We start from the raw sequence: 26239 nt of genomic DNA on the forward strand, positions 1-26239 counted from the left end.
CTTGGCTTTCGAGCCGAGCGCGGTCGCTGGTAGAATGCCGCAATGGATATCTCCCACCTGCTTCACTCTCTCAATGACGCCCAGCGCCAGGCGGTCACCGCCAGCCTTGGCCAACAACTGGTGCTGGCTGGCGCCGGCTCCGGTAAAACCCGCGTGCTGGTGCACCGCATTGCCTGGCTGGTGGAGGTCGAAAAGGCCTCGCCCTGGAGCATTCTGTCGGTCACCTTTACCAACAAGGCGGCTTATGAGATGCGCGGGCGCATCGAACAGATGTTGGGCATCTCCCCGCAGGGCATGTGGGTTGGCACCTTTCACGGCCTGGCGCACCGCCTGTTGCGCGCGCACTGGCGCGAGGCGGGGCTGGCCGAGCAGTTCCAGATACTCGACAGCGATGACCAGCTGCGGCTGGTTAAGCGGGTGATCCGCGAGCTGGGGTTGGATGAAAACCAGTGGGCGCCCAAGCAGGCACAGTGGTGGATCAATGGCCAGAAGGACGAGGGCCTGCGCCCGCAGCATATCCAGCCCGCTGGCGATCTGTTCCTGACCACCATGGTGCGGGTCTATACCGCTTACGAGCAGGCCTGCGCACGGGCTGGTGCGGTCGACTTTGCCGAGCTGCTACTGCGTTCACTGGAGTTGTGGCGCGACAACCAGACCCTGCGCGAGCAATACCAGGCGCGTTTCAAGCACATGCTGGTCGACGAGTTTCAGGATACCAACGCCGTGCAGTACGCCTGGTTGCGGCATCTGGCGGGCAAGAATCCCAGCCTGATGGTGGTGGGCGATGACGACCAGTCGATCTACGGCTGGCGCGGCGCGCGGATCGAAAATATCCAGCAGTTTCAAACCGACTACCCGAATGCCGAAATGATCCGGCTGGAACAGAACTACCGTTCTACCGCGACCATCCTCAAGGCCGCCAACGCGCTGATCGACAACAACGCCGGGCGTCTCGGCAAGCAGCTGTGGACCGACGGCAATGAGGGCGATCCGATTGCGCTCTATGCCGGTTTCAACGAGCAGGACGAGGCGCGCTTCATTGTCGAGCGCATTGAGCAGGCGGTACGCGATGGCATGAGCCGCAGCGAGATTGCCATCCTCTATCGCTCCAACGCCCAGTCACGGGTGCTGGAAGAAGCCCTGCTGCGTAGCGGCGTGCCCTACCGCATCTACGGCGGCCAGCGCTTCTTCGAGCGCGCCGAAATCAAGAACGCCATGGCTTACCTGCGGTTGATCGGCAACCGCGGTGATGACGGCGCGTTGGAGCGGATTATCAACGTGCCCACCCGGGGCATTGGTGACAAGACCGTCGAAGTACTGCGCCAGCATGCCCGCCAGCAGGATGTCTCATTGTGGCAGGCGGCCTGTGATCTGCTCGACAACAAGGGGCTGCCGGGCCGTGCGGCGAATGCGGTGCAGGCCTTCATGGTGCTGATCGAAGAACTGGCCGAGCGCGCCGAGGGTGTGCCGCTGTACAGCAAGGCGCAGATCGCCATCGAGCACAGCGGGCTGTTGCGCTTTCATGAGCAGGAGAAGGGCGAAAAGGCGCAGGCACGGGTCGAAAACCTGGAAGAACTGGTATCGGCTGCGCGCGGCTTCGAGAACGACATGGCCGACGAAGACGAGGAGGGCGATGTGCTGCTCGCCTTCCTTGCCCACGCCTCGCTGGAAGCGGGTGAAACCCAGGCCGACCGCTTTGAAGACAGCGTGCAGCTGATGACCTTGCACAGCGCCAAGGGGCTGGAGTTTCCGTTGGTGTTCATGGCCGGCGTGGAGGAGGGCCTGTTCCCGCACAAGATGAGCCTGGAGGACCCTGGCCGCTTGGAGGAAGAGCGCCGCCTGGCCTACGTGGGTATTACCCGCGCCATGCAGCAATTGGTGATCACCTGGGCCGAGACGCGCCGCCTGTACGGCAGCGAGACTTTCAACAAGCTGTCGCGCTTTGTGCGCGAGGTGCCGGCGGAGCTGATTCAGGAAGTCCGCCTGGGTAATCAGGTCAGCCGACCCTTCGGCCCCGGCAAGTCCGGCCTGTTTGCTGCCGATGCCAGCGAAAGTACCGGTTTCGCGCTGGGGCAGCGGGTGATGCATTCGCTGTTTGGCGAAGGCGTGGTGCTCAATTATGAAGGCCAGGGTGCGCAGGCGCGCATCCAAGTCAATTTTGATGATGAAGGCAGCAAGTGGCTGATGGTGGCGTACGCCAAACTTGAAGCGCTGTAGACACAGTTAACCCCGGCAGGCCGCAGGCGTGGTGAGCGTCGCCGCCGCTGATTGACGAGAGAAAGGCATCAATGGACAGACGTAAACTACTGACCGCCGCTGGGCTGGGTCTCGGCGTGGCTGCACTGGCTGGATGCAAGGACGACGCGGCTCCGGCGGCGGGTACCGCTACCCAGGCGCAACCCGAGCAGCGTTTTCGCTGGAAGATGGTCACCTCCTGGCCGGAGAACTTTCCCGGCCTGGGCACAACGGCGCAGCACTTTGCCGATACCGTGGCGCGACTGTCGAATGGCCGCCTGAGCATTCAGGTGTTTGCCGCAGGCGCGCTGGTGCCAGCTTTGGAGGTCTTTGACGCGGTCTCCAGCGGCACCGCCGAACTGGGTCACAGCGCGGCTTATTACTGGAAGGGCAAGAGCGCGACAGCGCCGTTCTTTACCGCCGTGCCTTTCGGTTTGAACGCGCAGGAGATGAACGCCTGGCTGTATGAGGGCGGCGGGCTCGAGCTATGGCAGAAAGCCTACGAGCCGCTGGGCGTGCTGCCCTTGCCCTGCGGCAACACTGGCGTGCAGATGGCGGGTTGGTTCAACAAGGAAATCAACAGCCTGGATGACCTGCAGGGGCTGAAAATCCGCATGCCCGGCTTTGGCGGCGAAGTGCTGTCGCGCGCTGGAGCGACCACGGTCAACCTGCCGGGCAGCGAAATCTTCACCTCGCTGCAGACCGGCGTCATCGACGCCACCGACTGGGTCAGCCCCTACAACGATCTGGCCTTCGGTCTGTATCAGGCTGCCAAGTACTATTACTACCCGGGTTGGCAGGAGCCCTGTGCGGTCCTCGAGTTGACCATCAATCAGCAGAAGCTGGCAGAGCTACCGGCGGATCTGCAGGACATCGTCAAGGTCGCCGCCCGCGCTACCAACCAGGCGATGCTGGACGAGTACACCAAGCGCAATGCCGAGGCGCTGGACACGCTGGTGAACGAGCACGGTGTGCAGCTACGGCGCTTGCCCGACGCGGTACTGGAGCGTTTGCGTGATATCAGCCTGGATGTACTGGAAGAAACTGCCGCGGCCAACCCGCTCAATCGTGAGGTGTGGGACTCCATGCAAGCGTTCCGCGATAAAGTGAATGCGTGGCACGCGATCAGCGAAAAGGCGATGTACGACCTACGTAGCTGAGTGCAGGTCTGATACGAAACCCGCCGTCCCGGCGGGTTTTTTGTTTGTGCACGTTCCTGGCCTTTTCCTCGCGGATGCCGTGTTTTTTGACTTGATGGACGCAAGATGGGTATCGTTGTTGCTAGTAAATTTGAAGCACGACAGCACCCGGCTGCGCCGCGCAGCCAAGAATAACAGGTACCCCCACGGCGGAAGGGTAGTCAGCCATGGCGGGTCGGCGAGGTAACGTTAATTGAGCGAATTAAATGAGCAGTACGCGGCTATGGGCTTTCTCGGCTGGTGGCAGCTAGAGGGCGAGTGGGTCGAAGAGCCCAATGAACGGCGCGATGGTCTGAGTGGTGTTCAGTACCTGCATACCCCGGATGGCAAGGTTCTGTACGCTAAACGTCAGTGCGGCCATTTGAGTCGTTCGTTGCGTTATCCCCTCGGCCGCCCCACGGTGGTGCGTGAGCACCGCGCGCTGGAAGCCTATCGCGCCGCCGGCGTGCGCGTGCCACGTCTGGTTTTCGCGGGCTCACGCAAGCAGGATGGCGTCTGGCAGGGTCTGCTGGTGACCGAGGAACTGAAAGGCTTTATCAGCATGGACCAGTGGTACGCTGAGGACGCGCCCAGCGTGCACGGTAGCGCCACCCATCAACATATGCTGCGCGAGTTGGCAAAAACGCTCAGTCTGGCCCATGCCGCCGGGTGGCAGCATGGTTGTCTGTACTCCAAGCATGTGTTTATCCGGGTGCGCAGTCAGGGTGTAGAGATTGCCCTGCTGGATCTGGAAAAGGCGCGTCACCGCCTGCGCCATCACGCCGCCGTGCGCCACGACCTCAAGCAGTTCTACCGTCATCGTGGGCCGATGCCCGAAGCCGATTGGTTTACGCTGCTGCAGTACTATCAGGCAATCGGCACCATTGAACCGACGCAGAAGCTGCTGGGTGCCAAGACACCGGTGACGCCGCACTGATGGGCTGCACCTCACCAGGCTCGGGGGTGAGGCTACAGCGATTCCAGGTCGTCGAGTAGCTGTTCGGCCTGCGCCAGAATGGCCTCGCGCTGCGCCAGCGGTTTTTTCTGCCAATTGGCGTACACCATTTTGTTGCGCGGGTTGCCAGCAAAATCGCGTTGGTGTTGTTGCATGAAGCGCCAATACAGTGAATTCAGCGGGCAGGCGTCAGCGCCGGTCACCTGCTTTACCTGGTAAGTGCAGTCGCTGCAATAGTCGCTCATTTTCTGCACATAGTTGCCGCTGGCGGCATAGGCCTTGGAGCCGACGATGCCGCCGTCGGCAAACTGGCTCATGCCACGGGTGTTGGGTAGTTCAACCCACTCGATGGCGTCGATATAGACACCCAGATACCACTGGTCGACCTCATCCGGATCAATGCCGGTCAGCAGGCAGAAGTTGCCGGTGATCATCAGGCGTTGGATGTGATGCGCGTAGGCAAACTCCAGCGATTGGCTGATCGCCTGCTTCTGACAATTCATGCGGGTATCGGCGCTCCAGAACCAGGACGGTAGCGCGCGCTGCGCGTCCAGCGCATTCAATTGCGCGTAGTCCGGCATGTTGGCCCAGTAAAGGCCACGAACAAATTCGCGCCAGCCAAGAATCTGCCGTACGAAGCCTTCGATCTGAGCGATACCTATGCGTTCCCCGCTCGGGTCGGCCTGGTAGTGCTCGATGGCGACCCGGATGACCTGCTGTGGATCGAGCATCTTGCAGTTGAGCGCAAAGGACAGCCGTGAATGAAACAGACTCCACTGGCGGGCGCGGTCACTGACGTCGAGCTTACCGGTCATGGCATCCTGATACTGGCCAAACTGCGGCAAGGCGTGGCGGCAGAAGTGCTCCAGCAGGGCGATTGCCTGCTGTCGGTTCACCGGCCAGGGCAGCTGCGTCATCGGTGTGCCCATGGTATTGATGCCGTGGCGCCTTAAGCGCTCAAGGATCGGACCGACCTCGTTGGCAAACAGCAGCGGCTCGGGTATCTGATCGAGGTCGGCGGCCTTCAGTTTGTTGCGGTTGTCGGCATCGAAATTCCACTGCCCGCCCTGGGGTGCGGCGCCATCCATCAGAATGTCGAAGCGCACCCGCAGCTTGCGGTAGAAGGCTTCCATCTGGTGTCGCTTGCCCGGCTGAAAGTAGTGCGAGAGTTCCTGATCGCTCAGGCAGAAATGCTCGGTTTCCCAGGCACTGGTGGTGACCGGCACCGCGCTGGCAAAATCGGCCAACTGGGTCCGCAGCCGATATTCGTCGGGCAGCTGGTATTCGAAGCAGGTGACCTGGTATTCGGCGATCAACCGCTTCAGCAGCTCGGGTAGGGTGGCGTCGGCGCGAGTGTCATCCAGGTCCAGGTGCAGTACCTGGTGCCCGGTTTTGCCAAGCGCCTGCGCGAAGGTGGCCATGGCGGCGAAGAAGGCACAGACTTTCTGCACGTGGTGGCGGGTATAGCCGGTTTCCTGATGCAGCTCGGCAATCACGTAGAGCGTGTCGGTATCCTTGTCGCGATACCAGCTGTGGCGCGGGTTGAGCTGGTCCCCCAGGATCAGCCGCAAGCGTTTGTAGGTCTTGGCCATACAGTGCGTCTCGGTGCAAGCGAAGGGCGATAGCCATCAGGTTCAGGCCTTCAAGCGGCGCAACGTCCAGCTGAGTCGGCTGGCGCGCGCAGGGTATCAGTCTGGGGTATGCTGGCGCGATGAACAACAGCGCATCTTCTAGCCGCCCTGTACCACCAGATCGCATCATCCTGTTTGATGCGGTCTGCAAGCTGTGCAATGGCTGGGCGAACTTTCTTATCACGCATGATCGCCGTCGCGTTTACCGGCTGTGCAGCGTGCAATCGACGGCGGGTGAGCAGCTGTTGCAGCAGTTCGGTTATTCGTCCGAGCGGGTTACGACCATGCTGGTGATTGAGCAGGGTTGCTGTTTTGAGAAGAGCGCGGCGTTCTTTCGGGTGATGAGCGGGCTTGGTTGGCCCTGGCGGATGCTGGGTGTTCTGCGCGTGGTGCCAAGGCCAGTACGCGATTGGCTGTATGACCGTATTGCCTTGAATCGCTATCGGTGGTTTGGCCGCTACGATTATTGCACGCTGCCCAACGCCGACCACGCCAAGCGTTTTCTGGATGATGACTGACCCGTTGCGCCTGTTCGTGCTCTGTTATCGCCTGGGATAGAGACTTTACCGCGTGCCGTTGCCGCTTTTTGCATGGGGTGCTGCCAAGCCCTCGGATTCTGTTGTGCGAGCAGCGCAAGGAATCTAAGCCGCATGCTGCGGTCACAGTAGGGCCTGTTCTGGCGTCCACCAAGGAGCTGTTTTGGCCACTGTCAGTCCCCCGAAAATCTGGCTTGCCGCGGTGCTCGGCATCTTTCTGCAACCCTTCGTCTTTCTTTATGTGGGTCGTCCCAGGCTGTTCTGGTCCTATCTGGTGGTTGCCCTGGTGGTCGCCGCGATGGACTGGTATCTGGGATGGGGGCTGCATCTGCTGCTCAGCCTGATTTGTCCGCTGCATGCCTGCTGGGTTATTCGGCGTAGCAAACGAATGCTGGCGCGGCCCTGGTATAGCCGTGTCTGGATGGTGGTCGGGTTTTACCTTGGCCTGATGTTGAGCATCTTGCTGGTGCGCGCGTTGTGCTATGAGCCCTACGCGATACCCTCGGCCTCGATGCATCCGGGTCTGGTTGAGGGTGATGTAGTGGTAGTGCAGAAGTGGGGTTTCGCGCAGTCGGCGCTCTACGGTTACGCGCTGCCCGCCGCAGCGGAGCTATCGCCAACGCGGATGCAACGGGGCAAGGTCTACGTGTTTTATCCGCCAGACACCGACGCGCTTTATGTGAAGCGGTTGCTGGCGTTACCGGGCGACGTCATTGCGCTGACCGAGCAAGGAGTGGTGCTCAACGGCAAAAACCTGACCCGCCGTCAGGCTGGCGAAAGCGAGACATTACGCACGTTTGTCGAGCAGGCCGGTGACCAGACCTATCAAGTTCAATATCGCAAAGACGCGCCAGCGCAAGCCATTCGTACTTTCAAAATACCCGAAGGGCATTACTTCTTTCTCGGCGACAACCGCGACAACTCCGACGACAGCCGGCACTGGGGCAGTGTGCAGGCCGAGCGCATTGTGGGTGAAGTGGTGGCTGTGGTGCCCAACTGAGCAGCCGCTCAGCGTGCCATCAGCCCTGGCAGCCAGGTCACCAGCCCGGGCCAGCAGGCGGCGATGATCAGCATTAGTAGCTGAATCGCGATAAAGGGCAACACACCGCGATAGAGGGCGCTGGTCGGCACGCTGGCCGGGGTCACCCCGCGCAGATAGAACAGCGAAAAGCCAAAGGGCGGCGTCAGGAACGAGGTTTGCAGGTTCAACGCGATCATTACGCCGAGCCAGACCGGGTCCAGGCCCATGCTCAGCAGCACGGGGCCGACAATCGGCACTACCACGAAGGTAATCTCGATAAAGTCGAGAATAAAGCCGAGCAAGAAAATCACCAGCATGACCACCAGGGTGGCAGTGAACACACCGCCAGGCAGCTGCGCGAACAGATGGTGGATCAGATCGTCGCCACCGTAGCCGCGAAACACCAGCGAAAAGATCGAGGCGCCGAGCAGGATCATGAACACCATAGCGCTGATTTCGGTGGTGGCCTGGGCCACTTCGCGCAGTTTCCCGAGGTCAAGCTGCCGCTTGCCCAGCGCCAGCAGTGCGGCACCCAATGCGCCCACGGCGGCCGCCTCGGTCGGCGTGGCAATACCGGCGAGAATCGAACCGAGGACCGACATGATCAGCAGCAGGGGCGGGAGCAGGCTCATCAGTATCCGTCCCCAGGACACCTCGCCACGCTCTTCCGGCGACAACGCCGGCAGCTTCTTGGGTTGCCACAGGGCCACGCCGACCAGGTACAGCAGATAGAGGCCGACGAGCATCAGGCCCGGCAGCAGCGAGCCGATGAACAGGTCGCTTACGGTGACGGTCTTTGGTGAGAAGATGCCCATACGGATCTGCGCTTGCTGGTAGGCGTTGGACAACACATCACCCAGCAGCACCAGAATGATCGAGGGCGGAATGATCTGGCCCAGGGTGCCAGTTGCAGCCAGGGTGCCGGTGGCCACCGCAGGATCGTAACCGCGCCGCAACATGGTGGGCAGCGCGAGTAAGCCCAAGGTGACGACGGTGGCGCCAACGATGCCGGTGCTGGCGGCCAGCAAGGCGCCCACGATGCACACGGAAAATGCCAGGCCGCCACGCAGCCCGCCAAACAGGCGTGACATGGCGTCGAGCAAATCTTCGGCAATGCGCGACTTCTCCAGCATCACGCCCATGAAGACGAACAACGGAACCGCCAGCAGCGTCTGGTTGTTCATAGTGCCGAACAGGCGGCTGGGCAAGGCGCCGAGAAAGCTCGGCTCAAAAAAGCCCAGCGCCATGCCGGCGCCGGCAAACAATAACGACATGCCACCCAGGGTAAAGGCCACCGGATACCCGGCCATGAGGGCCAGGCAGATGCAGATGAACAGCGCCACCGCCATGTATTCCACACCCATTACAGATGCTCCTCGTGGCTGGCCGGTAGATGGGTGGGCAGGGCGCCGAATATCACCGCGCCGGTTTTGATCAACTGCGACAACGCCTGCAAAAACAGGCTGGCTACCAGCAGCAGGATGAAACTCTTCTGGATGTAAACCCACTGCAGGCCGCCGGCATCGGCGGAGCGCTCCTGACGCTGCCAGGCGACACTGACGTAGTCCCAGCAATTCCAGGCCAGAAACAGGCACAGCGGCAACAGAAACAGCAGGGTGCCGGAGCAGTCGATCAGGGCCTTGCCACGCGAAGAAAAACGACGGAAGAAAATGTCCACGCGCACATGGGCATCGCGCTGCAGCGCCCAGGCGGCTGCGCCCATAAAGGCCAGCGAGTGGCTGTACATGATGAATTCCTGGGTGGCGGTCGCGCCGATATTGAAGGCGTAACGCAGCACAACGATCAGGCAGGTGAGCAGCACCATAACCACGCTCAGCCAGGCGACACTGCGACCCAGCAGGCTATTGGCGGCGTCAATGGTGCGCGCCAGCGCTAAGCTGGCGGTGAACAGCGGGCGGGGCATATCAGCGGACACTCAGTTGGGGTGGCGGCGCTGCTACTCCCACCCGGTGGGCATCAGGAGGGAATAACGCGGGTTCGGCCACGGTCATCAATGGCAACGAAGACGAAAGTCGCCTCGGTCACCTTGCGGCTTTCATCGTGGGCCAGGTCTTCGCTCCAGACTTCGACCAGCATCTTGATCGAGCTGCGGCCAATATCCAGCACATCACAGTGGAAGGCCAACTGGGCGCCCACCGGGACCGGTACCATGAAGCCCATGCGATCAATCGCCACCGTAGCCACCCGGCCACGCGCAATGCGCGCTGCGGTGCTGGTGCCGGCCACATCCATCTGGGCGACCAGCCAGCCGCCGTAGATATCGCCAAAGCTGTTGCAATCGCGGGGCAGGGTGGTGATTTTCAGCGCCAGTTCACCCTGCGGAACCGGGTCCATATCTAGATCGTGCATTAAACACTCGAGTCTTGGTCTATTTGTATTTGTTGTGCTGGCCGGCGGCAGAAGGTCAAGAAAATCCGGCTAAGCCTTCTATGGTAAGGGATTGCGGCGGGTGGCTCAATCATTCTCTGCGCTGAAATGCAGGCGTTGGGCGCTGGTTGGCGTGTTTCACACAATTGTCATAATTCGTGAATAGAGTTGTCACATCACGCTTTGATACTGAGTCGCGTGTTGCAAACACTACCTCACTAGGAGAATGACATGAAACTCAAGCGTTTGTTCGCTGCTGTGACCTTCGCTGCCGCCGGCGTAGCCGCCAGCACCAGCTTTGCTGCCGTTGACCAGAGCCTGGAAGATTACCAGCGCGTTGGCGGTGTATCCGGCAACCTGTCCAGCGTTGGCTCTGACACACTGGCTAACATGATGACGCTGTGGGCTGAAGAGTTTAAGCGCATGTACCCTAACGTCAACATTCAGATCCAGGCTGCAGGTTCTTCTACTGCACCGCCGGCGCTGACTGAAGGTACATCCAACCTGGCTCCGATGAGCCGCATGATGAAGGACAGCGAAATTCAGGCCTTCGAAGAGCATTACGGCTACAAGCCGACTGCCGTGCCGGTTGCCATCGATGCCCTGGCGGTCTTCGCACACAAGGATAACCCGATCGAAGGCCTGACCATGGCTCAGGTTGACGGTATCTTCTCATCCACTCACCTGTGCGGCGGCGAAGAGCTGGCCACTTGGGGCAAGCTGGGACTGACCGGCGCCTGGGCTGACCGTGACATTCAGCTGTATGGCCGCAACTCGGTATCCGGTACCTACGGTTACTTCAAAGAGCACGCACTGTGCAAAGGCGACTTCCGTAGTGGTGTGAACGAGCAGCCTGGTTCCGCTTCTGTTGTTCAGTCGGTCAGCCAGTCGCTGAATGCGGTCGGTTACTCCGGTCTGGGTTACAAAACCTCCAGCGTTCGCGCTATTCCGCTGGCCAAGGCTGAGGGCGAACCCTTCATCGAAGCCAACGAAGAAAACGCTATCGCCGGTACCTATCCGCTGTCTCGTTTCCTCTACGTTTACGTAAACAAGGCGCCGAACAAGGAACTGGCTCCGCTGGAGCGTGAGTTCGTCAAGATGATGCTGTCCAAGCAAGGTCAGGAAGTCGTCTTCAAGGACGGTTACGTGCCCATGCCCAAGCGCGCTGTTGACAAGGTTCACGCCGAACTGGGCTTCTAAGCCATTTCGGACAGGCAAGGACGCCAGAGAGAAAGGGGTGTGTCGTAACGACATACCCCTTTTTACCGTCATACCGCTGTAACTAATTTGTCACATTGACCCTGTAGGGTGTGCGCCATGACTATGCAATCATCACCCAAGACGTCCCGCGTCGATTTCAATACGCCAGCGATGCAGCGCCATCGAGCCATGCGTCACTTCAAGGATCACTTCACCCGCTGGTACGTCGCGATTGGCGGCCTAGGTGTGATCGTCGCCGTGTTGCTGATTTTCCTCTACCTGTTATCGGAAGTGCTGCCGTTGTTTGGCGGGGCCGATATGGAGCAGAAGGAACGTTACTCCACCAGTTGGCTGAGTCCGGCGGATCCGCCGTTGATGCTGGCCATGGAAGAGCAGGGTGAAGTCGCGATACGCGTGTCTGCTGCAGGTCAGGTGGTGTTCTTCAAGACCGCCGACGGCGGGCTTGTCTCCGAGCAGCGGTTGCCGATACCCGAAGGCGCGACGGTGTCCAGCTTCAGTGTTGAAAGCCCGAATACCCGTCGCTTTGTGGTCGGCCTGAGCAACGGTCAGGCCATCATCGGCCAGCACAACTACCGGGTGACCTACCCGAATGACGTGCGGCTGATTACCCCCGAATTGAAGTTCCCCTTTGGCGCTGAGCCCCTGACGCTTGATAAGCAGGGGCGCGCGCTGGAGCACATCGCCATGAGTGCCAATGACAGCGGCATGACGCTGGCGGCAAACGTGGGGCGCGAGCTGCTGGTGACGAGTATCAGCCGGCAGGAAAACATCATGACCGGTGAGGTGACTACCTCCCAGAATGACCTGACCTTGAACCCGTCACAGGGCGATGTCAGCAATATCCTGATTGATCCTCTGCGCCAGTGGATGTACGTGTTCAACGGCAATCAATATGTTGACGTGCTGTCCTTGCGCGCCAATGGTGAGCTGAATGGTCACTACAAGGTGGTTGACGGCACTGGCGTGCGAGTAACCGCCAGCAATCTCATGCTGGGCGGTATTTCGTTGATCATCGGCGACAGCAGCGGTGGCCTGCAGCAGTGGTTCATGGTGCGCGGCAACGGTAAACCGACGCTGACACCGGTGCGCAGTTTCGATCAGCAGGCCGGTGAGGCCATCCAGCTGATCCAGCCGGAAGAGCGCCGCAAGGTGTTTCTGACCACCGATGTCGACGGCCAGTTGGGCATCTACAACTCGACCGCGCATAACAACCTGCTGGTTGAGCCGCTGGACGAGCAGCCGGTGCGTTCCTTCGCGATTGGCCCGCGTGCGGACCACTTGCTAGTCGAGCACGAGGACGGCCAGCTCAGTTACTGGGACGTGCAGAACGAACACCCGGAAATTTCCTGGTCATCACTCTGGGGTAAAGTCTGGTACGAAAGTTATCCCGAGCCTGACTATGTGTGGCAGTCGACCTCGGCGACCTCCGAGTTCGAGCCCAAGCTGAGCTTGGCGCCGCTGACTTTCGGTACCCTGAAAGCGGCGTTCTACGCGATGATCCTGGCGACGCCGATTGCCATTGCCGCTGCCGTTTACACCGCTTATTTCATGGCCCCCGGTATGCGCCGCAAGGTCAAGCCGGTGATTGAGCTAATGGAAGCGCTGCCAACGGTCATCCTCGGCTTTCTGGCCGGGCTCTGGCTGGCACCGCTGCTGGAAGACAATCTGCCGGGCATCGTTTCGCTGCTGATTCTCACGCCTATCGTATTTATCGCCTTTGCCTACGGTTGGAGCCGTTTGCCGGAGCGCGTGCGGCTGACCATACCGGATGGTTGGGAAGCAGCGCTGCTGATTCCGGTGACCCTGGTGCTGGGCTGGTTCTGCTTTGAGATGAGTGTCTATATCGAAGCCTGGTTCTTCGGTGGCGACATGCGCGTCTACCTGACCCGCGACCTGGGGATCGACTTTGATCAGCGCAACTCGCTGGTAGTCGGCCTGGCCATGGGCTTTGCGGTGATCCCGACGATCTTCTCGATTGCCGAAGACGCCGTGTTCAGCGTGCCGCGGCACCTCACCCAGGGCTCGCTGGCTCTGGGTGCCACGCCTTGGCAGACCATGAGCCGCGTGGTCATCCTGACCGCCAGCCCGGGCATCTTCTCGGCGGTGATGATCGGCATGGGGCGCGCCGTGGGTGAAACCATGATTGTGCTGATGGCGACCGGCAACACACCGATCATGGACTGGAACATCTTTGAAGGCATGCGCACGCTGTCGGCCAATATCGCGGTAGAAATGCCCGAATCGGAAGTCGGCAGTACCCATTACCGCGTGCTCTTCCTTGCCGCACTGGTGTTGCTCAGCTTCACCTTCCTGATGAACACGGCAGCAGAGCTGATACGTCAGCGCCTGCGCAAGAAATATGCCTCACTCTGACCTACAGGAATGCACACAGTGAAACAGAGCAACTTCACAACCTGGTTCAAATCGGGCAGCCCCTGGGTCTGGATGAATGCGGGCGCGGTCGCCATCGCGGTGATCATGACCTTGGGCCTGCTGTTCCTCATCGCGGTGCGCGGCCTCAGCCACTTCTGGCCGGCCGATATTGTCGAAGCCGAATACACCATTCCCGGTCAGCCGTCGATTACTCTGCTGGGTGAGGTAACGACCCGCGAGCAGGTGCCGACTGAACGTCTGCAAGGCGCGGGCCTACCGGTCGACCCCGAGAAGAACGAGTTTATGGACCGCGAGCTGCTGAAAGTCGGCAACCGTGATCTGTATGGTGCGGATTTTCGGTGGATCGTCGCCGATTGGCTGTCGAACGAGCGCTATCCTGAGGATGTCGTTGCCATCGAACGGCGCGAGTGGGGCAACTTCTATGGTTACCTGCTGAGCGTTAGCCACGATGGCGAAGTCGTCGCCGAGGGCGAGCAAGGCCTGCCGGCGCTCCAGGCCGCCGTCGAGCGCGCTTCTGGCATCTATGAAGAAATCCACTCGCTGGAAACCGGCGCCATCGGCAAGATCAATACCGAGCTTGAGCGGCTGCGGCTGCGGGAGCGTGGCTACGAGCTGGACAACGCTCTGACTCCGGACCGGCAGGCCGAACTGGAAGCCGAGCGCGCCGTGCAGAACGCCCGTTACGCCGAGCTGGAGAGCGAGCTGGTCAACTTGTACCGTGAGTTCAACCGCGACAGCATTATGACTCGGGCCATGGACGGGCAGGAGAAGCGCATCAGCCTGTCGGCAATCGTGCGGGTATTTCAGCCCAATGCCATGAGTTTAACCGACAAGATCGGCCACTATTTCGCCAAGCTGTGGGAATTCGTCAGTGACGAGCCACGGGAGGCCAACACCGAGGGTGGGGTGTTCCCGGCGATCTTCGGTACGGTGCTGATGGTGTTGCTGATGTCGATCATCGTAACTCCCTTTGGCGTGCTGGCGGCGGTCTACCTGCGTGAATACGCCAAACAGGGATTTGTCACCCGTACCATCCGCATCGCCGTGAACAATCTGGCCGGTGTGCCGTCGATTGTGTACGGCGTGTTTGGTCTGGGCTTCTTTATCTACTTTCTCGGCGGCAATATCGACCAACTGTTTTTCCGCGAGTCACTGCCATCGCCCACGCTGGGCACCGGTGGCATGCTCTGGGCGTCGCTGACGCTGGCGCTGTTGACCGTGCCGGTGGTGATCGTAGCGACAGAAGAAGGTCTGACACGGATTCCTCGCTCTTTGCGTGAAGGTTCGCTGGCGCTGGGTGCGACCAAGGCCGAGACGCTGTGGAAGGTGATTCTGCCGATGTCTAGCCCGGCGATGATGACCGGCCTGATTCTGGCCGTAGCGCGTGCCGCAGGTGAGGTGGCGCCGCTGATGCTGGTGGGTGTGGTCAAGCTGGCGCCGACCTTGCCGCTGAACGCCAACTACCCGTATCTGCACCTGGATCAGAAGTTCATGCACCTGGGCTTTCATATCTACGACGTCGGCTTCCAGAGCCCGAACGTCGAGGCGGCGCGGCCGCTGGTTTATGCCACCGCGCTGTTGCTGGTGGGCGTGATTGCCTCGCTGAACTTTGCGGCGGTTGCGATTCGAAATCACCTGCGCGAAAAATACAAAGCGCTGGAAAACTGATAACCCTTTCAACGCGGACTCAAGACTATGTCTAACAGTACCAAAACCCACGCAATGGATATGAGCGCCCTGGGTCGCCCGCAGCAGGACATGAGCATGGATCAGGAAAGCATCGCGCTGGAAGTGCCTGGCCTGAGCCTGTTCTACGATACCAAGCAGGCGCTTCACGACGTCAGCATCAAGATTCCGCGCAACCGCGTCACTGCTTTTATCGGCCCGTCGGGCTGCGGCAAATCAACCCTGCTGCGCTGTTTCAACCGGATGAACGATCTGGTCGACAGCTGCCGCGTCGACGGCCAGATTCTGCTCGATGGTCAGGATATCTACGCCAAGGGTGTGAACGTGTCCGAGCTGCGTCGCCGCGTGGGCATGGTGTTTCAGAAGCCCAACCCCTTCCCCAAGTCGATCTACGAAAACGTGGCCTACGGCCTGCGCATTCAGGGCGTGAACAACAAGCGCACCCTGGATGAGGCGGTGGAGTGGTCGCTCAAGGGCGCTGCCCTGTGGGATGAGGTCAAGGATCGTTTGAATGAGTCGGCTCTCGGCATGTCCGGCGGTCAGCAGCAACGTTTGGTGATCGCGCGAACCATCGCGGTGGAACCCGAAGTACTGCTGTTGGACGAGCCGGCCTCGGCGCTGGACCCGATCTCGACTTTGAAGATCGAAGAGCTGATCAATGAGCTGAAGTCGAAGTTCACCATCGTCATCGTGACCCACAACATGCAGCAGGCGGCGCGGGTATCCGACTACACTGCGTTCATGTACATGGGCGAGCTGATCGAGTTTGGTGACACCAACACCCTGTTCACCAACCCGTCGAAGAAACAGACGGAAGACTACATCACTGGCCGCTACGGCTAACCGGGGATTTTCACCATGCCAGATAAAGAATTGTTTAATCAGCACATCTCCCAGCAATTCAACGCTGAGTTGGAGGAAATCCGTACCCAGCTGCTGGAGATGGGCGGTTTGGTCGAGAAGCAGATCAACGACGCCATAGTGGCGCTGATCGAAGGTGACGCCAAGCTGGCCGAGCAGGTCCGCGAAAAGGACGAGGCCATCAACCAGATGGAGCTGGATATCGACCAGGAGTGCATGCGCATTCTCGCTCGCCGCCAGCCTGCGGCCAGCGACCTGCGTCTGGTTATCAGCATCAGCAAGATCATCGTTGACCTGGAGCGCATTGGCGACGAGGCCTCCAAGATCGCCCGGCGCGCCATTGATCTGGTGGAAGCCGGTCAAGCACCCAAGGGTTACGTCGAGTGCCGCCACATCGGACATCATGTGCGCCGCATGGTGCAGGAAGCGCTCGACGCCTTTGCCCGTATGGACACCGATCAGGCGTTCTCGGTAGCGCGCGAAGACAAGTCGGTGGATCAGGAATACAAATCGGCGATGCGCGAGATGATCACCTTCATGATGGAAGATCCACGCTCCATCTCGCGGGTGCTCAATATCCTCTGGGTATTGCGTTCACTGGAGCGGGTGGGCGACCACGCGCGCAATGTGGCGGAGCATGTGATCTATCTGGTCAAGGGCACCGATGTGCGTCACATAGGCCTCAAGCGCATGGAAGCCGAGGTACGCAAGGACAGCGCGCCGGAGTAACCCATGCTCTGGCTGTGCACAAAAAACCCGCCGAATGGCGGGTTTTTTGTCGGTGGCGGACTCAGTTGTGGCTGAGAACCCACTCGGCCAATATCTTGGCCTCTTCGTCGGTTACCTGATTCGGTGGCATGGGAATCGGGCCCCAGATGCCGGAGACGCCATTCTTGATATGCCCGGCGAGGGTGTCCACCGCGCCTTCCTGGCCGGCGTACTTTTTGGCCACCTCGGTGTAGGCGGGGCCAACCAACTTGGTGTCGATCTGGTGGCAGGCGACGCACGCCTTGCTCTTGTACAGGTCTTCACCTTCGCTGGCGAACCCCGTGCCGGCGGCGAGTAGCGCGCTGGCGGTCAATACCGGTAACAGTATACGTTTCATAAGGCAGTCCTCACGAGCTGAACGGAATAGGCAGGTTGACCTGCTTGTTATGGGCGCTTTACGAGCGTCTTTCTGCGTTTAAACATGCACGCAAAGTGGATAATTGGCAAGTGACGCTTTGCCACGCTCTGCTACCGCTCGTGTGCTTCAGCTGAAGCTGACCCGAACCTGCGCGCCGACGATGCTGATTTCGCCCGCTTCGGGTATTTGCCCGGTGATTTTCTTGTTGCTGGGCGGCGAGTCCAGAGGCTCACCGTTCTTGTCTACCGCGATGACCTCGAGGGCAAAGCGCGCCGCCAACGTCTCGGCTTCCTCCAGCAGTTTGCCCACCATGGCCGGCACTACCCGAATCTCGCTGGCGCGACCGGGTGCCGGCACGGGCACTATACGGAACTGAATCTTGGCTGCTGCGCTGGCCTGAAAGCCGTATCTGTTGGTCAGGTCGGCATTCACTGGGGCAGCATAGACCTTGGCTGCGGGCAGGCGTGGCAGAAAGCGTTCGGCCAGACTCAGCGCCTTGCTGCGCGCCGCGGGCTGGGTTGCCGGCGCGTTGTTGTTGGCACCGCTGTTCTGGCCGCTGATGCTGAGCGCTACCTGAATCTCGCCGGTGGTATCGGGCAATGCGTAGAAGGTGGGCTGATAGCCTATTTCCTGCAGCAGCTTGAGTTCGTCGCTGTCGCTGTCCTGATAGATGGCCAGCACTTGGGCGAGGGAGGCTCGGTCGAGCGCTTCCTGTGCCTGCGCCACGCCCTGGCCGACCGAGGCGATGATGTCGCCGATGGGAGCGGCCATGACGTCGTGGACCAGATCTTTGATAGTGGGCATGGCGTTTATCCTGTGCAATTGGGGGTGTCAGCGGTGCGCCTTGGACGCGCGCTCAGGGTTGAGTAAAGACCACCAGCACCACTTCACCCGGCGGCAACTGCTTGCCCTTGGCGGGTATCTGGCGAATAGCCTGGCCGACCGGCTGTGCACTGTCGCCGACGCTTTGGTAGGCTGCCTCCAGCTGCAGACCCAAGTCTCCGGCCAGGCGTCTGGCCAGTGTCTCGGTGAGATCGCTGAAGTCGGGCACCGTGACCATCGGCTCGCTGGTTTGCGTGTGGCTATCGTCCGGCAGGTACTCCACTGCGACGTCGGTGAAGATGCCGGCGTTGTGCTTGTCTATCTCGGCCAGGGTAGGCAACGTCATGCTGTTGCCGTTGACCAGGGTTTTCAGATTCAGCGACACCTTGCCGAGCCGGTAAGGCACGCCATCGTCGTTGAGTTTGCTCTGCGCCTGCTGCAGCTGTCGGGCAATATTACTGTACAGTTCGCCGGCGTCGACCTGGGTCTCCATCTGGCTTTTCAAGCGCTCGCTTTCCTCTCGCGCCAGAGCGGCCTCTGCGGCCGCCTCACTGCGCTGCTTGCTTAGTACTTCAAGGCGTTCGGAGACTTGCGCCAACTCCAGGTTCTTCTGGTTCAGATTGCGCTGCAGACTGGCGGTGGATAGCTCGAATTCGGTCGACTGGCGCAGAATTTGTTCGTTCAGCTGCAGTTTTATCTGGTTGGTCGCCAGTTCGATCTGCTCACTCCCGGCCGCAGCTGGCTTGCTCTGCAGCTGCTTTTCCAACGTCTGAATCTTCAGTTGCGCCTGCTTGAGCTCATTACCCGTGGTTTGCTTGTCGCGCTCCAGGGTGTTGATCAGTTGCGCCTTCTGGTTCAACTCCAGCGATTGCACCTCGATCTGCTTGCTCAGATCGGCCTGCAGCTTGAGCTGGTTGCTGCTGACCGGCTGCACCTGTGGTTGGGCTTTGATCACTTGCGGGTTAATACGCAGGCTGGCCATGTTCAGGGTCAGCTTGACGATTTCCTTGGGCATGCCGGCCAGCAGGTAGTCGTCTGCGGCACTGAACGGGCTGTCACGTTCGCTACGTGCCACGGCGTTGTCACCCAGACGCTCGATGTCGCCGTAGGACAGTCGCACCAGTTTGCCCGGCTCCACCTTGATGAGGCCTCCTTCGGCCAGCACGCGATGTGGCTGGTTGGCTCTGCTGGGTTCGCACAGTCGGACGGCGGGCAGGGTTTTGTCTTCAGCCAGGTTCAGCTTGAGCGCGAAGTCGCCCTTGGCGTTCAGGCTGCCCTTGGCGGCACTGCGCCAGAGCTGCCTGGCCATGTCATAGAGTTGCAGTTCGACCTGGCCGCTGGCGGGCTTGCCGTCTGCCTCGAACACGCTACCGGTAATGCTCCATTGCATGGGGGTGTAGTCCTATGGGGTCAGGATAAGCTGGGTAAGGGTTGCACCGCTGTTGATCAGCAGGACCAGGTTGGTGTTGGCCGGTAACGTCTTGGTCAGCGTGGCGCCAACCAGAGCGCTGCCTTGCTGGTCGGTCTGCACCAACCGTTGTTCCAGCTGCAGGCCATTGCGCAGCTTGTCCTCGGTGAGGTTGTTGGCGCCGGCGGCTTCGCTCAGTTCGAGGCTGGCCAGCAGGTCGAGATTCAGTTCAACGGGGGCCTCGGCGATGCGCTCGCCAGTGCTGTTGCTGAGTTCGATCAACACTTCGCGCTTGAGCGGGCTGGCCGCATCCGGCACCCGCTCGCGGGCGCTGATGCGCAGGGTTGGCAGGCTGTTGCTGGGCGGCACCGATACCAGACGGCCACTGAAAGTGCTGGTCAGTTCGGTGGCGCCGGCGCTGGCTTCGTTGCTGCGCTTGAGGTCGGGCAGTTGCAGTTTGAGTTGCGGAATACGGCTGGCCTTGATGGCGCTGGTGCGCAGGTGGCGCACCGCGCCCGACGGCTCGGGCTCGCTGGGCAGGCTGGCCTGCACCGTGGCCTTGATGCTGAAATCCAGGTAGGGCAGGTGATAACTGCTTTGCGGTCGCCCGAAGGCATCGGTAGGGGGGATGTCATCTAGCACTGCCTGGGCGTCGCGCAAACCGCGCGCCAGCCCAAGCAGTATCTGCTCGAACGAGCCGCTGACGAAGTTACTGGAGTCGCTCATGATTAGTCGGTACTCAGTTGTGGGCGTTGGCTGCGGCGCTCGGCGGCGCGTTGCTGCAGCAGATCTTGCTGGCGCTCGGCGCGGCGCGCTTCACGGCGCTGTTCAAGGCGCCGCTCCTGCGCCTGTTCGCGGCGTTGCTCAAGTTGGTCGAGCGTTCCAGTCTCAATGCCGAGCAGCCTGCGTTGGCGCTGCGCGTAACGGTCGTCGAAGCTTTGCAGGCTGGTCGGCTCTCGACCCGCTGCCCGAGCGTCTGCCTGGGTGCTGCCAAAGGCGTTGGTCAGGCTGTCGGTGAGCGGCCGCAGCAATGGTTCGCGTAGGGCGTCACTGCGCTCCTGCTGTAGTCGGGACAAGGCATGGCTGCGCGCCTGCGTAACGCGCTGATCAAGCCGCTGCAACAGATTCAGTTGCCCCTGTTGCTGCTGCGTGGCGGTCTCCCTGGCCTGGACCACTTGGCTATCGCGTGCCTGCCACCATTGCTGCAGCGCTGTGGTGCCGCTAGCAGGAGTGGTTTGCTGTTGTCGGGCGCGACGTCGCTCCCAATCAGCCTGCTCGGCACGGCGCTCAGTGCTGCTGGCGACCGGGTAGACGCGACTGGCGGGATTGTTCTGCGGCTGGCCACCGAGCGCGCGCATCTGCTGCTCGAGCGTTTCGCGCTGTTGCAGCAGGCGTTGCAGGCCGGGCACCTGAGCACTCAGTTGGTCAAGGCGGGCACCGGGTGACTCAACGCCGCCACCGCCAGCCTGCTGACGGGCTAGATCGCGCCAGGTCTTGCGGCTCATTCTTCGGCCTCCAGCAGTGCGCGTATGCGTTCTTCCAGCACCGCCGGCGCGGGCACAGGTACCAGCTTTGTGCGCATTACCGAGCTGCCTTCGGCCGAATACTGGTACTTGCTGGCGTAGCTGGCGCTGACTGAGCTGGCGCTAACCGAGCCCGCCGCAAAGAACGGCAGGCCCACGCCTTTGGCGCTGGCCTTCACTTGGGTCCGTTTGTAGGTCGAGCTGCGTTCACTGTTGATGCTGATCGACAGTTTTAGCTCAATCACGGTATCAACAAACTGATAGAAGCTGGGGGTAAAACCCAGTTCCAGCAGGCTGTAGGATTTGCCGTTGCTGAACTCCACTTTGTAAGGGGCTTCGGCGCTGTTCTCGTCTTCATCACTGCCGGTGGCAAAACCGGCCATCATGCGGGCGATGCGCAGTGAGACCAGATCCAGTTCAAGCTGGGCTTCGGCGATGCCTACGCCCATGTTGCGCACAATCAGTGGAAAGGGCGCATTCAATAGTTCTGTGCCAACACTCATGGTGCTAGTCCTCCGTCAGCGCAGTTATTCGTCAACCGGTTCGGCTGGTTGGCGGCGAGCCTCAGCGGCTTCCATCATGCTGCGGATGCGTTCTTCGAGAATCGGCGGCGGCGGCACCGGTGAGAGCTTGGTGCGCAGCAGGCTGGAGCCTTCGGCCGAATAGGAGTATTTGGAGGAGTAGCTGGCGTCAACCTGGCTGGTGGACACGGTGGAGGAGGATTTGTCCTTGCCGCCGAATATCTTGCCGAATACGCCGCTGCCTTTTTTGCTATTGCTGTTGCGTGTGGTCTTGTTGCTGCTGGTGCGGCCGTACTCGGAGGTGCGGGTGATCTTGATCGCGATCTTTACCTCAATGATGGTGTCGACGAAGTTGTAGAACACCGGAGTAAAGCCCAGCTCCAGCATGGACAGGCGAGTAGGCACGCGAATCTGTCCGTCTTCGGTCTGGAATTTCTTGGCCGCCGCGACGATCTCGGTATAGCCCTTGTCGGTGGCGGCCAGGCTGTCGGCTTCGGCGGGGGTCATGTATTCGTGGCCAAAGAAGATGCGGCTGTCATCGAAGGTGATGTTGCCGTCGTCATCGTAGATAGTGCGCAGGCCGCCCATCATTTCCGCCACCTCGATCGAGCTTTCGTCCAGCTTTACCTGGGCCTCGGCGATGGCGAAGGCCATCTGGCGAATCATGTCCCCCATGGGGACGTTCAACAGTTCCTGTCCGATACTCATTGTGATGCTCCTTTAATAGGCAGTCGCCAATCAGCTGTTTGCTCCGGGCAGACCCTCGTCATAGAGGCGCCGCAGGACTTCGTTGAGGGCGTCGGGGGCGGGCAGCGATACCAGGCGTGCGGCAATCGAGCTCGACCCTTCGGCGGATACCGAAAATTTTCGGGCATAAGACACATCAACGCTGGCGGCCACCATGACCACGCCGTAGTTGACCTTGGCGGTGACCCCGGCCGAGACCGAGGTTTCCGTGGTTTCAGTCATGCTGAACGACAGCCTGGCCTCCACCGTGGCCTCGGTGAAGGCGTAGAAACTGGGAGTGAAGCCCAGCGTCAGCAGGTTGTAGGTTTCACCGCCCAGTTCGACCGGGGTTTCGGCCATGGTTTTGGCCACGGCAACCGAGTTGGCATCGAGCGCCGACTGTGCCTGGGCAATGGCCACGCCCAGGCGCTCGATGATCTGCGGCAGCGGGGCACTGACCAGCGAGCGGGTAACGCTGACGGTCTCGCTCATGGCCTAGTCCCTCAGGTAGGTGCGAATGGTGTCGAGAAATTCCGGCGGCGCCGGAATGGACACCAGGCGCGCCGAGATCGAGGAGTTGCCCGTTACATCCAGCTCGAACTGCCGCGCATGACGTACATCCAGCGTGGCACCAAAGGCCACGGTGCTGTTGCCGGTGCGCCGGGTGGTTTCGCGCTCGCTACTGCTGTTGGCGAACTGCTCGTTGATGGTGATGCTGTCGCTGCTGGTCATGCGCAGATCACGGCTGGAGGTGCTGATCAGGTGCAGGTGCACCGGGTCGGTTTTGCGCGCCAGATGACAGACTGCGCCGCCGGATGATGCGCTGATCTGGCTGGCGCTATCGGCGTTGATGCTATTGGCGAGGTTCTTCGCGAAGGCTTGCGGGCTATCGGCGGCAAAGCCTTCAACAGCCGCGCCGGAGAGGGTCCAGCTGCGCCCTTCGGCGGTGACCTGTTTGCCGTTCACACCGCTCATGTCGTTGGCGTCGAAGGTATGTATCCAGCCGTTGCTGGCCGGCTCCGAGTGGTCGCGCCGATCCGGCTCCACGCCGCTGATCACCTGCCCGTTGGCACCTTCGATCACCAGCAGGTCGACATCCAGCAGAATCTGCACGCGGCGATGGGCCTGATCATGTGGTATGCCTTCTGCGCCGCCGGGGTTGGCTGCGGCCTCACCTTCGGCAATGGACGCGGTAATCTGCGTCGGGTCTACCCCGTTGGCGATCAGCTGGCGCTGTACCTCATCGACGCGGCGTTGCGACAGCGCCAGGTTGTAGCCTGGGCTGGCCGGGGCATCAGCATGCCCGACCAGGCGGAAGGGCAGGCCGGCACGGGCCAGCATCTGCGCTGTCTCCTACAGTTCGTCACGCTGGTCGGCGCGAATGTCGTTGCGGTCGATGTCGAACAGGACTTCGTGAATTGCCTCGCCGGGGGGCCAGTGGGTCACGGTGTATCCCGCATCGGTGAAGGCGGTCTTTACCTTGCGGGCGTAGTTGCCGACGCTGTTGGAGCGCGACACCGCCAGACTGGTATCGGGGTTGGCGACAAAGGTGGTATCGCTGTTGCTGGCGATGCGGATCACCCCGCCGGCGTAACCGAAGGCGCGAAAAGCGACCGCGTTGGGTGAGACGATGACCTGCTGCGGGCTGGCGTCGGTGCTCGGGTTGATCGGGGTTTCGCTGCGCTCAAAGGCCACGGCACTGATATCGCTGTTGCCGGCCAGGCCATCAACCAGGCTGCGCAGCCGGCTGTCCAGATCCGGTCCGCTGACCGTCACGCGGCTGTCATTGAGGCGCACCTCACCGGCCGAGCGTGAGGTGATCTGCAGGCTGGCTTCGCGGTTGCGGGTCTCGCTGCGGCTGCCGCTACTGCTGCTGGATGAGCTGCTTTCACTGTCATCATTGCTGGTTTCGGCGTTGTTGAAAGCGCCGTTGATGCCGAAATCGACACCGGTCGACTCTTCCACACGCAGGTGCAGGTTCATCGAGCAGCTGATGTCGGCGTGCTGATAGTGATAAAAGGCCGGGCTGAAGCCCATCTCGATCAGCGTCTTGCCGCCCAGTCCCGGGATGGGCTGAATGAAGCTGTCGAGTTGCTCTATCGAGTTGGTATCCAGTGCCTGCTGCGCGCGGGCGATGCCCAGACCCAGACTGGAGATGAAATCGGCGACACTGGCGTCTGCCAGTATTTCGCCGGGACGCAGACCGTTGTAATCGCTCATGCTGCACTCCTGCTAGAAGGGAATCGCCGCACGCGCACCTTGCCGGTGCGCGGGAGGCAGGGGGATCGCACGCGCCGGATCAACCAGCGCCTTGCGCACAATGAAGTACTGGTGTCGCTGCTGGGCGTCGCCCAGTTGGCGGCTGCCGATCGTCAGGCCACGTCTGTGCCAGCCGGTAAGCTCATGCGCCAGTGGCAGCGGGTCGGGTGCGACCAGCTGCAGTGCCTGCTCAAAACTGGCCATGGCGCAGGCCAGTTGGTGCTGGCGCAGAAGAATACAGCCCCGACGCTGCAGGTTCTCGGCGCGATCACGGCGCACCAGCGCCAGCGCGGAGCTCAGCTGCTGGTAATGCTGCTCGGCTTCGTTGCAGTACCGCAGCACGCTGTCGAGTTCGCCACTCAGCTCCAGGCTTTCCATCACACATTGGGTGTAATGCCGAAAGAAGACCTCCGGTGAGCGGCTGCTGACCGCCAGTCGCAACGCTTCCCGGTAATGCTCCAGCGCCGCCTGATGCTTGCCCTTGAGAGCCAGCAACTTGCCTTGCTCGGCAATACCGAGATGCAGTTTCAGGTTCTGCTCAGTGGCGGCCATGGTCGACCTCCTCCCAACGGTGCTCTATGCCGAGCTGTTCCAGCGCTTGCTGCAGCCAGCGGGGCATCAGCTCGCCGTAGATCACCGGTGAGCGCCAAGGCAGGGAAAGGTGGGTCTGGCCGGGCTCCACCAGGCCGGCTTGTGCGAGCAACGGCAGCGCTGCATCAGTGGCAGTGCTGCCAGCACTGAGCGCCAGCCGAGATTGGCGCAGGGTCACCGGCACGGCTTGCACGGGCAGCCTGGCGCAGCGCCAGGCTTGCAGCCGGCTATCCAGATCCTGCGCGGCAATGCCTTCCTCGACCACCACCGGCAGATTGGTAATCACGCATTCAATCAGCTCGGCCGGCAGGCCAGCCAGTTTGGGCAACTGGCTGGTGTCGCTGTCGGGCTGAACTGCATTGAGACTCAGGTCGTAACGCATGAAGGTCAGGTCGAGCAGACGGATGCCGCCGGCCGATTGGTGGCGGCGCCAGAGGTAGAGCGCCTGATGGGTGTCGATGGCGTCGAGCACCTCGCAGCTATCCGGATCGTAGCGAATCTGCTGCTGGCGCAGGTCGTGCAGCAGGCTGTCGAGACTGGGCCCGGGGGCGCGGTTGATCAGTAGTTGATAGCGCGCCAGGACGCGGGTCGAGCAGATCAGCTCCACGTCCAGGTCGCTCAGGTGATGCCGCAGCGCATGCGCGGTAGCCTCACTGACGTCGCCCAGTACCACGCCGGGCGGGGTGAGCAGCATGTTCAGTGCGGCCTCGGGCCGGCAGCCCAGAAAATGCGCGAGGCGCTGACAGCACGCCGGCAGCTGGCTGATGTCGCGTACATAAAGCGCGATGTCCAGCGTCTTGCCCGCCTGCGGCGCGGGGGTGTTGGAAGGCTCAACGCGGATATGCAGCCCCGCCTGTTGCAGAATGTTGGCCAGCCCTTGCGCCTGCGCCGGCGGCAGGTCTTCCAGCAGCACCGAGGGAGCGCGGTAAAGCGCATTGGCCACGCGGTTGGCAGGCAACCCCAGCTGCCGCGCGAGCAGGCCGGCAAGCCCAGGCTGGGCGGAGCCGACCGACTCGATGACGACCCGCTGAGCGTTGGCAAGGTGGGGCAGAATGGATGCGTCCATGACGGGGGCTCCTTAAGGCAGGCGCCGGCGCTCGGCGCGCGCGTCGTCTAGGGGGGATCGGGTTGGATATGTGGCGTTGTTTTGCAACCGC

General features: G+C 61.2%; 26 protein-coding genes. 10 read left to right on the top strand and 16 right to left on the bottom strand.

The genetic code is table 11. From position 1 onward, the window contains the following. Window positions 1-42: 42 nt before the first annotated feature. The 3 genes from uvrD (at window position 43) to V7747_RS07720 (ending at window position 4350) form a co-directional block, all read left to right on the top strand. Entirely contained in the window at window positions 43-2217 is a 2175-nt protein-coding gene (gene uvrD, locus V7747_RS07710; protein ID WP_335615467.1) for a DNA helicase II, read from the top strand. A gap of 71 nt (window positions 2218-2288) precedes the next feature. Beyond that, window positions 2289-3395, top strand: a complete 1107-nt coding sequence (locus V7747_RS07715; protein WP_335615468.1) for a TRAP transporter substrate-binding protein — start codon at window positions 2289-2291, stop codon at window positions 3393-3395. A gap of 262 nt (window positions 3396-3657) precedes the next feature. Beyond that, on the top strand, window positions 3658-4350 hold the full coding sequence (locus V7747_RS07720) for a lipopolysaccharide kinase InaA family protein (protein WP_442909205.1): 693 nt from the start codon (window positions 3658-3660) through the stop codon (window positions 4348-4350). Between the two features lie 32 nt (window positions 4351-4382). Here the strand turns inward: V7747_RS07720 and V7747_RS07725 are convergent, their stop codons facing one another. Beyond that, window positions 4383-5960 carry a cryptochrome/photolyase family protein gene (locus V7747_RS07725; RefSeq protein ID WP_335615470.1) on the bottom strand — a complete coding sequence of 526 codons (1578 nt, stop codon included), beginning with the start codon at window positions 5958-5960 and terminating at the stop codon, window positions 4383-4385. Between the two features lie 119 nt (window positions 5961-6079). Here V7747_RS07725 and V7747_RS07730 point away from each other — a divergent pair, with 119 nt between their 5' ends. After that, window positions 6080-6517, top strand: a complete 438-nt coding sequence (locus tag V7747_RS07730) for a thiol-disulfide oxidoreductase DCC family protein (RefSeq protein WP_335615471.1) — start codon at window positions 6080-6082, stop codon at window positions 6515-6517. 181 nt (window positions 6518-6698) lie between these two features. Beyond that, window positions 6699-7535, top strand: coding sequence for a signal peptidase I (gene lepB / locus V7747_RS07735; RefSeq protein ID WP_335615472.1), 837 nt, complete (start codon window positions 6699-6701; stop codon window positions 7533-7535). Between the two features lie 8 nt (window positions 7536-7543). On the opposite strand, the gene V7747_RS07740 is transcribed toward lepB, so the two are convergent. The 3 genes from V7747_RS07740 to V7747_RS07750 are packed head-to-tail and all read right to left on the bottom strand — an operon-like array spanning window position 7544 to window position 9926. Continuing rightward, entirely contained in the window at window positions 7544-8920 is a 1377-nt protein-coding gene (locus V7747_RS07740) for a TRAP transporter large permease (RefSeq protein ID WP_335615473.1), read from the bottom strand. Beyond that, window positions 8920-9480: a TRAP transporter small permease subunit gene (locus V7747_RS07745; protein WP_335615474.1), complete on the bottom strand. Its 561-nt coding sequence runs from the start codon at window positions 9478-9480 to the stop codon at window positions 8920-8922. The genes V7747_RS07740 and V7747_RS07745 overlap by 1 nt, the downstream gene beginning before the upstream one ends. Window positions 9481-9533: 53 nt before the next feature. Next, complete coding sequence (locus V7747_RS07750; protein WP_092287122.1) at window positions 9534-9926, bottom strand: acyl-CoA thioesterase; 393 nt, start codon at window positions 9924-9926, stop codon at window positions 9534-9536. Between the two features lie 249 nt (window positions 9927-10175). On the opposite strand from V7747_RS07750, the gene V7747_RS07755 reads away from it, so the two are divergent. The 5 genes from V7747_RS07755 (at window position 10176) to phoU (ending at window position 16835) form a co-directional block, all read left to right on the top strand. Beyond that, window positions 10176-11144, top strand: a complete 969-nt coding sequence (locus V7747_RS07755) for a PstS family phosphate ABC transporter substrate-binding protein (protein WP_335615475.1) — start codon at window positions 10176-10178, stop codon at window positions 11142-11144. Between the two features lie 117 nt (window positions 11145-11261). Beyond that, a complete protein-coding gene (locus V7747_RS07760; RefSeq protein ID WP_335615476.1) occupies window positions 11262-13538 on the top strand; it encodes an ABC transporter permease subunit in 2277 nt (758 codons plus the stop codon). A 9-nt stretch (window positions 13539-13547) separates the two neighbouring features. Then, window positions 13548-15227, top strand: coding sequence for a phosphate ABC transporter permease PstA (pstA, locus tag V7747_RS07765; protein WP_335615477.1), 1680 nt, complete (start codon window positions 13548-13550; stop codon window positions 15225-15227). 27 nt (window positions 15228-15254) lie between these two features. Further along, a complete protein-coding gene (gene pstB, locus V7747_RS07770) occupies window positions 15255-16088 on the top strand; it encodes a phosphate ABC transporter ATP-binding protein PstB (RefSeq protein WP_335615478.1) in 834 nt (277 codons plus the stop codon). 15 nt (window positions 16089-16103) lie between these two features. After that, complete coding sequence (gene phoU, locus V7747_RS07775) at window positions 16104-16835, top strand: phosphate signaling complex protein PhoU (RefSeq protein ID WP_092287132.1); 732 nt, start codon at window positions 16104-16106, stop codon at window positions 16833-16835. A 61-nt stretch (window positions 16836-16896) separates the two neighbouring features. Here phoU and V7747_RS07780 read toward each other — a convergent pair whose 3' ends face one another. From V7747_RS07780 to V7747_RS07835, 12 genes are all read right to left on the bottom strand, one after another. Continuing rightward, window positions 16897-17211, bottom strand: a complete 315-nt coding sequence (locus V7747_RS07780; protein ID WP_335615479.1) for a c-type cytochrome — start codon at window positions 17209-17211, stop codon at window positions 16897-16899. Between the two features lie 147 nt (window positions 17212-17358). Continuing rightward, entirely contained in the window at window positions 17359-18036 is a 678-nt protein-coding gene (locus V7747_RS07785; protein ID WP_335615480.1) for a hypothetical protein, read from the bottom strand. Window positions 18037-18088: 52 nt separating this feature from the next. Beyond that, window positions 18089-19444, bottom strand: a complete 1356-nt coding sequence (locus V7747_RS07790) for a PASTA domain-containing protein (protein WP_335615481.1) — start codon at window positions 19442-19444, stop codon at window positions 18089-18091. A gap of 12 nt (window positions 19445-19456) precedes the next feature. Then, window positions 19457-20188, bottom strand: coding sequence for a hypothetical protein (locus V7747_RS07795; RefSeq protein ID WP_335615482.1), 732 nt, complete (start codon window positions 20186-20188; stop codon window positions 19457-19459). Window positions 20189-20190: 2 nt separating this feature from the next. After that, window positions 20191-20967: a hypothetical protein gene (locus tag V7747_RS07800; protein ID WP_335615483.1), complete on the bottom strand. Its 777-nt coding sequence runs from the start codon at window positions 20965-20967 to the stop codon at window positions 20191-20193. Next, window positions 20964-21488: a hypothetical protein gene (locus V7747_RS07805; protein ID WP_335615484.1), complete on the bottom strand. Its 525-nt coding sequence runs from the start codon at window positions 21486-21488 to the stop codon at window positions 20964-20966. Before V7747_RS07805 ends, V7747_RS07800 begins: the two co-directional genes overlap by 4 nt. A gap of 24 nt (window positions 21489-21512) precedes the next feature. Then, complete coding sequence (locus V7747_RS07810) at window positions 21513-22214, bottom strand: hypothetical protein (RefSeq protein ID WP_197674487.1); 702 nt, start codon at window positions 22212-22214, stop codon at window positions 21513-21515. A gap of 30 nt (window positions 22215-22244) precedes the next feature. Beyond that, on the bottom strand, window positions 22245-22724 hold the full coding sequence (locus V7747_RS07815) for a hypothetical protein (protein ID WP_335615485.1): 480 nt from the start codon (window positions 22722-22724) through the stop codon (window positions 22245-22247). A gap of 3 nt (window positions 22725-22727) precedes the next feature. Further along, window positions 22728-23573, bottom strand: coding sequence for an OmpA family protein (locus V7747_RS07820; RefSeq protein WP_335615486.1), 846 nt, complete (start codon window positions 23571-23573; stop codon window positions 22728-22730). Between the two features lie 12 nt (window positions 23574-23585). Next, window positions 23586-24452, bottom strand: coding sequence for a hypothetical protein (locus V7747_RS07825; RefSeq protein WP_335615487.1), 867 nt, complete (start codon window positions 24450-24452; stop codon window positions 23586-23588). 12 nt (window positions 24453-24464) lie between these two features. Next, a complete protein-coding gene (locus V7747_RS07830) occupies window positions 24465-25043 on the bottom strand; it encodes a hypothetical protein (protein WP_335615488.1) in 579 nt (192 codons plus the stop codon). After that, window positions 25030-26148, bottom strand: a complete 1119-nt coding sequence (locus V7747_RS07835) for a hypothetical protein (RefSeq protein WP_335615489.1) — start codon at window positions 26146-26148, stop codon at window positions 25030-25032. Before V7747_RS07835 ends, V7747_RS07830 begins: the two co-directional genes overlap by 14 nt. Window positions 26149-26239: the final 91 nt, after the last annotated feature.

Origin of the sequence: Halopseudomonas sp. (genome assembly GCF_036960865.1) — a bacterium.
Classification (GTDB): Bacteria; Pseudomonadota; Gammaproteobacteria; order Pseudomonadales; family Pseudomonadaceae; genus Halopseudomonas.

Bases quoted from the DNA above. Each gene is read 5' to 3' on its own strand.
- uvrD (WP_335615467.1), top strand. From the start codon at position 43: ATGGATATCTCCCACCTGCTTCACTCTCTCAATGACGCCCAGCGCCAG.
- V7747_RS07715 (WP_335615468.1), top strand. From the start codon at position 2,289: ATGGACAGACGTAAACTACTGACCGCCGCTGGGCTGGGTCTCGGCGTG.
- V7747_RS07720 (WP_442909205.1), top strand. From the start codon at position 3,658: ATGGGCTTTCTCGGCTGGTGGCAGCTAGAGGGCGAGTGGGTCGAAGAG.
- V7747_RS07725 (WP_335615470.1), bottom strand. From the start codon at position 5,960: ATGGCCAAGACCTACAAACGCTTGCGGCTGATCCTGGGGGACCAGCTC.
- V7747_RS07730 (WP_335615471.1), top strand. From the start codon at position 6,080: ATGAACAACAGCGCATCTTCTAGCCGCCCTGTACCACCAGATCGCATC.
- V7747_RS07740 (WP_335615473.1), bottom strand. From the start codon at position 8,920: ATGGGTGTGGAATACATGGCGGTGGCGCTGTTCATCTGCATCTGCCTG.
- V7747_RS07745 (WP_335615474.1), bottom strand. From the start codon at position 9,480: ATGCCCCGCCCGCTGTTCACCGCCAGCTTAGCGCTGGCGCGCACCATT.
- V7747_RS07750 (WP_092287122.1), bottom strand. From the start codon at position 9,926: ATGCACGATCTAGATATGGACCCGGTTCCGCAGGGTGAACTGGCGCTG.
- V7747_RS07755 (WP_335615475.1), top strand. From the start codon at position 10,176: ATGAAACTCAAGCGTTTGTTCGCTGCTGTGACCTTCGCTGCCGCCGGC.
- V7747_RS07760 (WP_335615476.1), top strand. From the start codon at position 11,262: ATGACTATGCAATCATCACCCAAGACGTCCCGCGTCGATTTCAATACG.
- pstA (WP_335615477.1), top strand. From the start codon at position 13,548: ATGCACACAGTGAAACAGAGCAACTTCACAACCTGGTTCAAATCGGGC.
- pstB (WP_335615478.1), top strand. From the start codon at position 15,255: ATGTCTAACAGTACCAAAACCCACGCAATGGATATGAGCGCCCTGGGT.
- phoU (WP_092287132.1), top strand. From the start codon at position 16,104: ATGCCAGATAAAGAATTGTTTAATCAGCACATCTCCCAGCAATTCAAC.
- V7747_RS07780 (WP_335615479.1), bottom strand. From the start codon at position 17,211: ATGAAACGTATACTGTTACCGGTATTGACCGCCAGCGCGCTACTCGCC.
- V7747_RS07785 (WP_335615480.1), bottom strand. From the start codon at position 18,036: ATGCCCACTATCAAAGATCTGGTCCACGACGTCATGGCCGCTCCCATC.
- V7747_RS07790 (WP_335615481.1), bottom strand. From the start codon at position 19,444: ATGCAATGGAGCATTACCGGTAGCGTGTTCGAGGCAGACGGCAAGCCC.
- V7747_RS07795 (WP_335615482.1), bottom strand. From the start codon at position 20,188: ATGAGCGACTCCAGTAACTTCGTCAGCGGCTCGTTCGAGCAGATACTG.
- V7747_RS07800 (WP_335615483.1), bottom strand. From the start codon at position 20,967: ATGAGCCGCAAGACCTGGCGCGATCTAGCCCGTCAGCAGGCTGGCGGT.
- V7747_RS07805 (WP_335615484.1), bottom strand. From the start codon at position 21,488: ATGAGTGTTGGCACAGAACTATTGAATGCGCCCTTTCCACTGATTGTG.
- V7747_RS07810 (WP_197674487.1), bottom strand. From the start codon at position 22,214: ATGAGTATCGGACAGGAACTGTTGAACGTCCCCATGGGGGACATGATT.
- V7747_RS07815 (WP_335615485.1), bottom strand. From the start codon at position 22,724: ATGAGCGAGACCGTCAGCGTTACCCGCTCGCTGGTCAGTGCCCCGCTG.
- V7747_RS07820 (WP_335615486.1), bottom strand. From the start codon at position 23,573: ATGCTGGCCCGTGCCGGCCTGCCCTTCCGCCTGGTCGGGCATGCTGAT.
- V7747_RS07825 (WP_335615487.1), bottom strand. From the start codon at position 24,452: ATGAGCGATTACAACGGTCTGCGTCCCGGCGAAATACTGGCAGACGCC.
- V7747_RS07830 (WP_335615488.1), bottom strand. From the start codon at position 25,043: ATGGCCGCCACTGAGCAGAACCTGAAACTGCATCTCGGTATTGCCGAG.
- V7747_RS07835 (WP_335615489.1), bottom strand. From the start codon at position 26,148: ATGGACGCATCCATTCTGCCCCACCTTGCCAACGCTCAGCGGGTCGTC.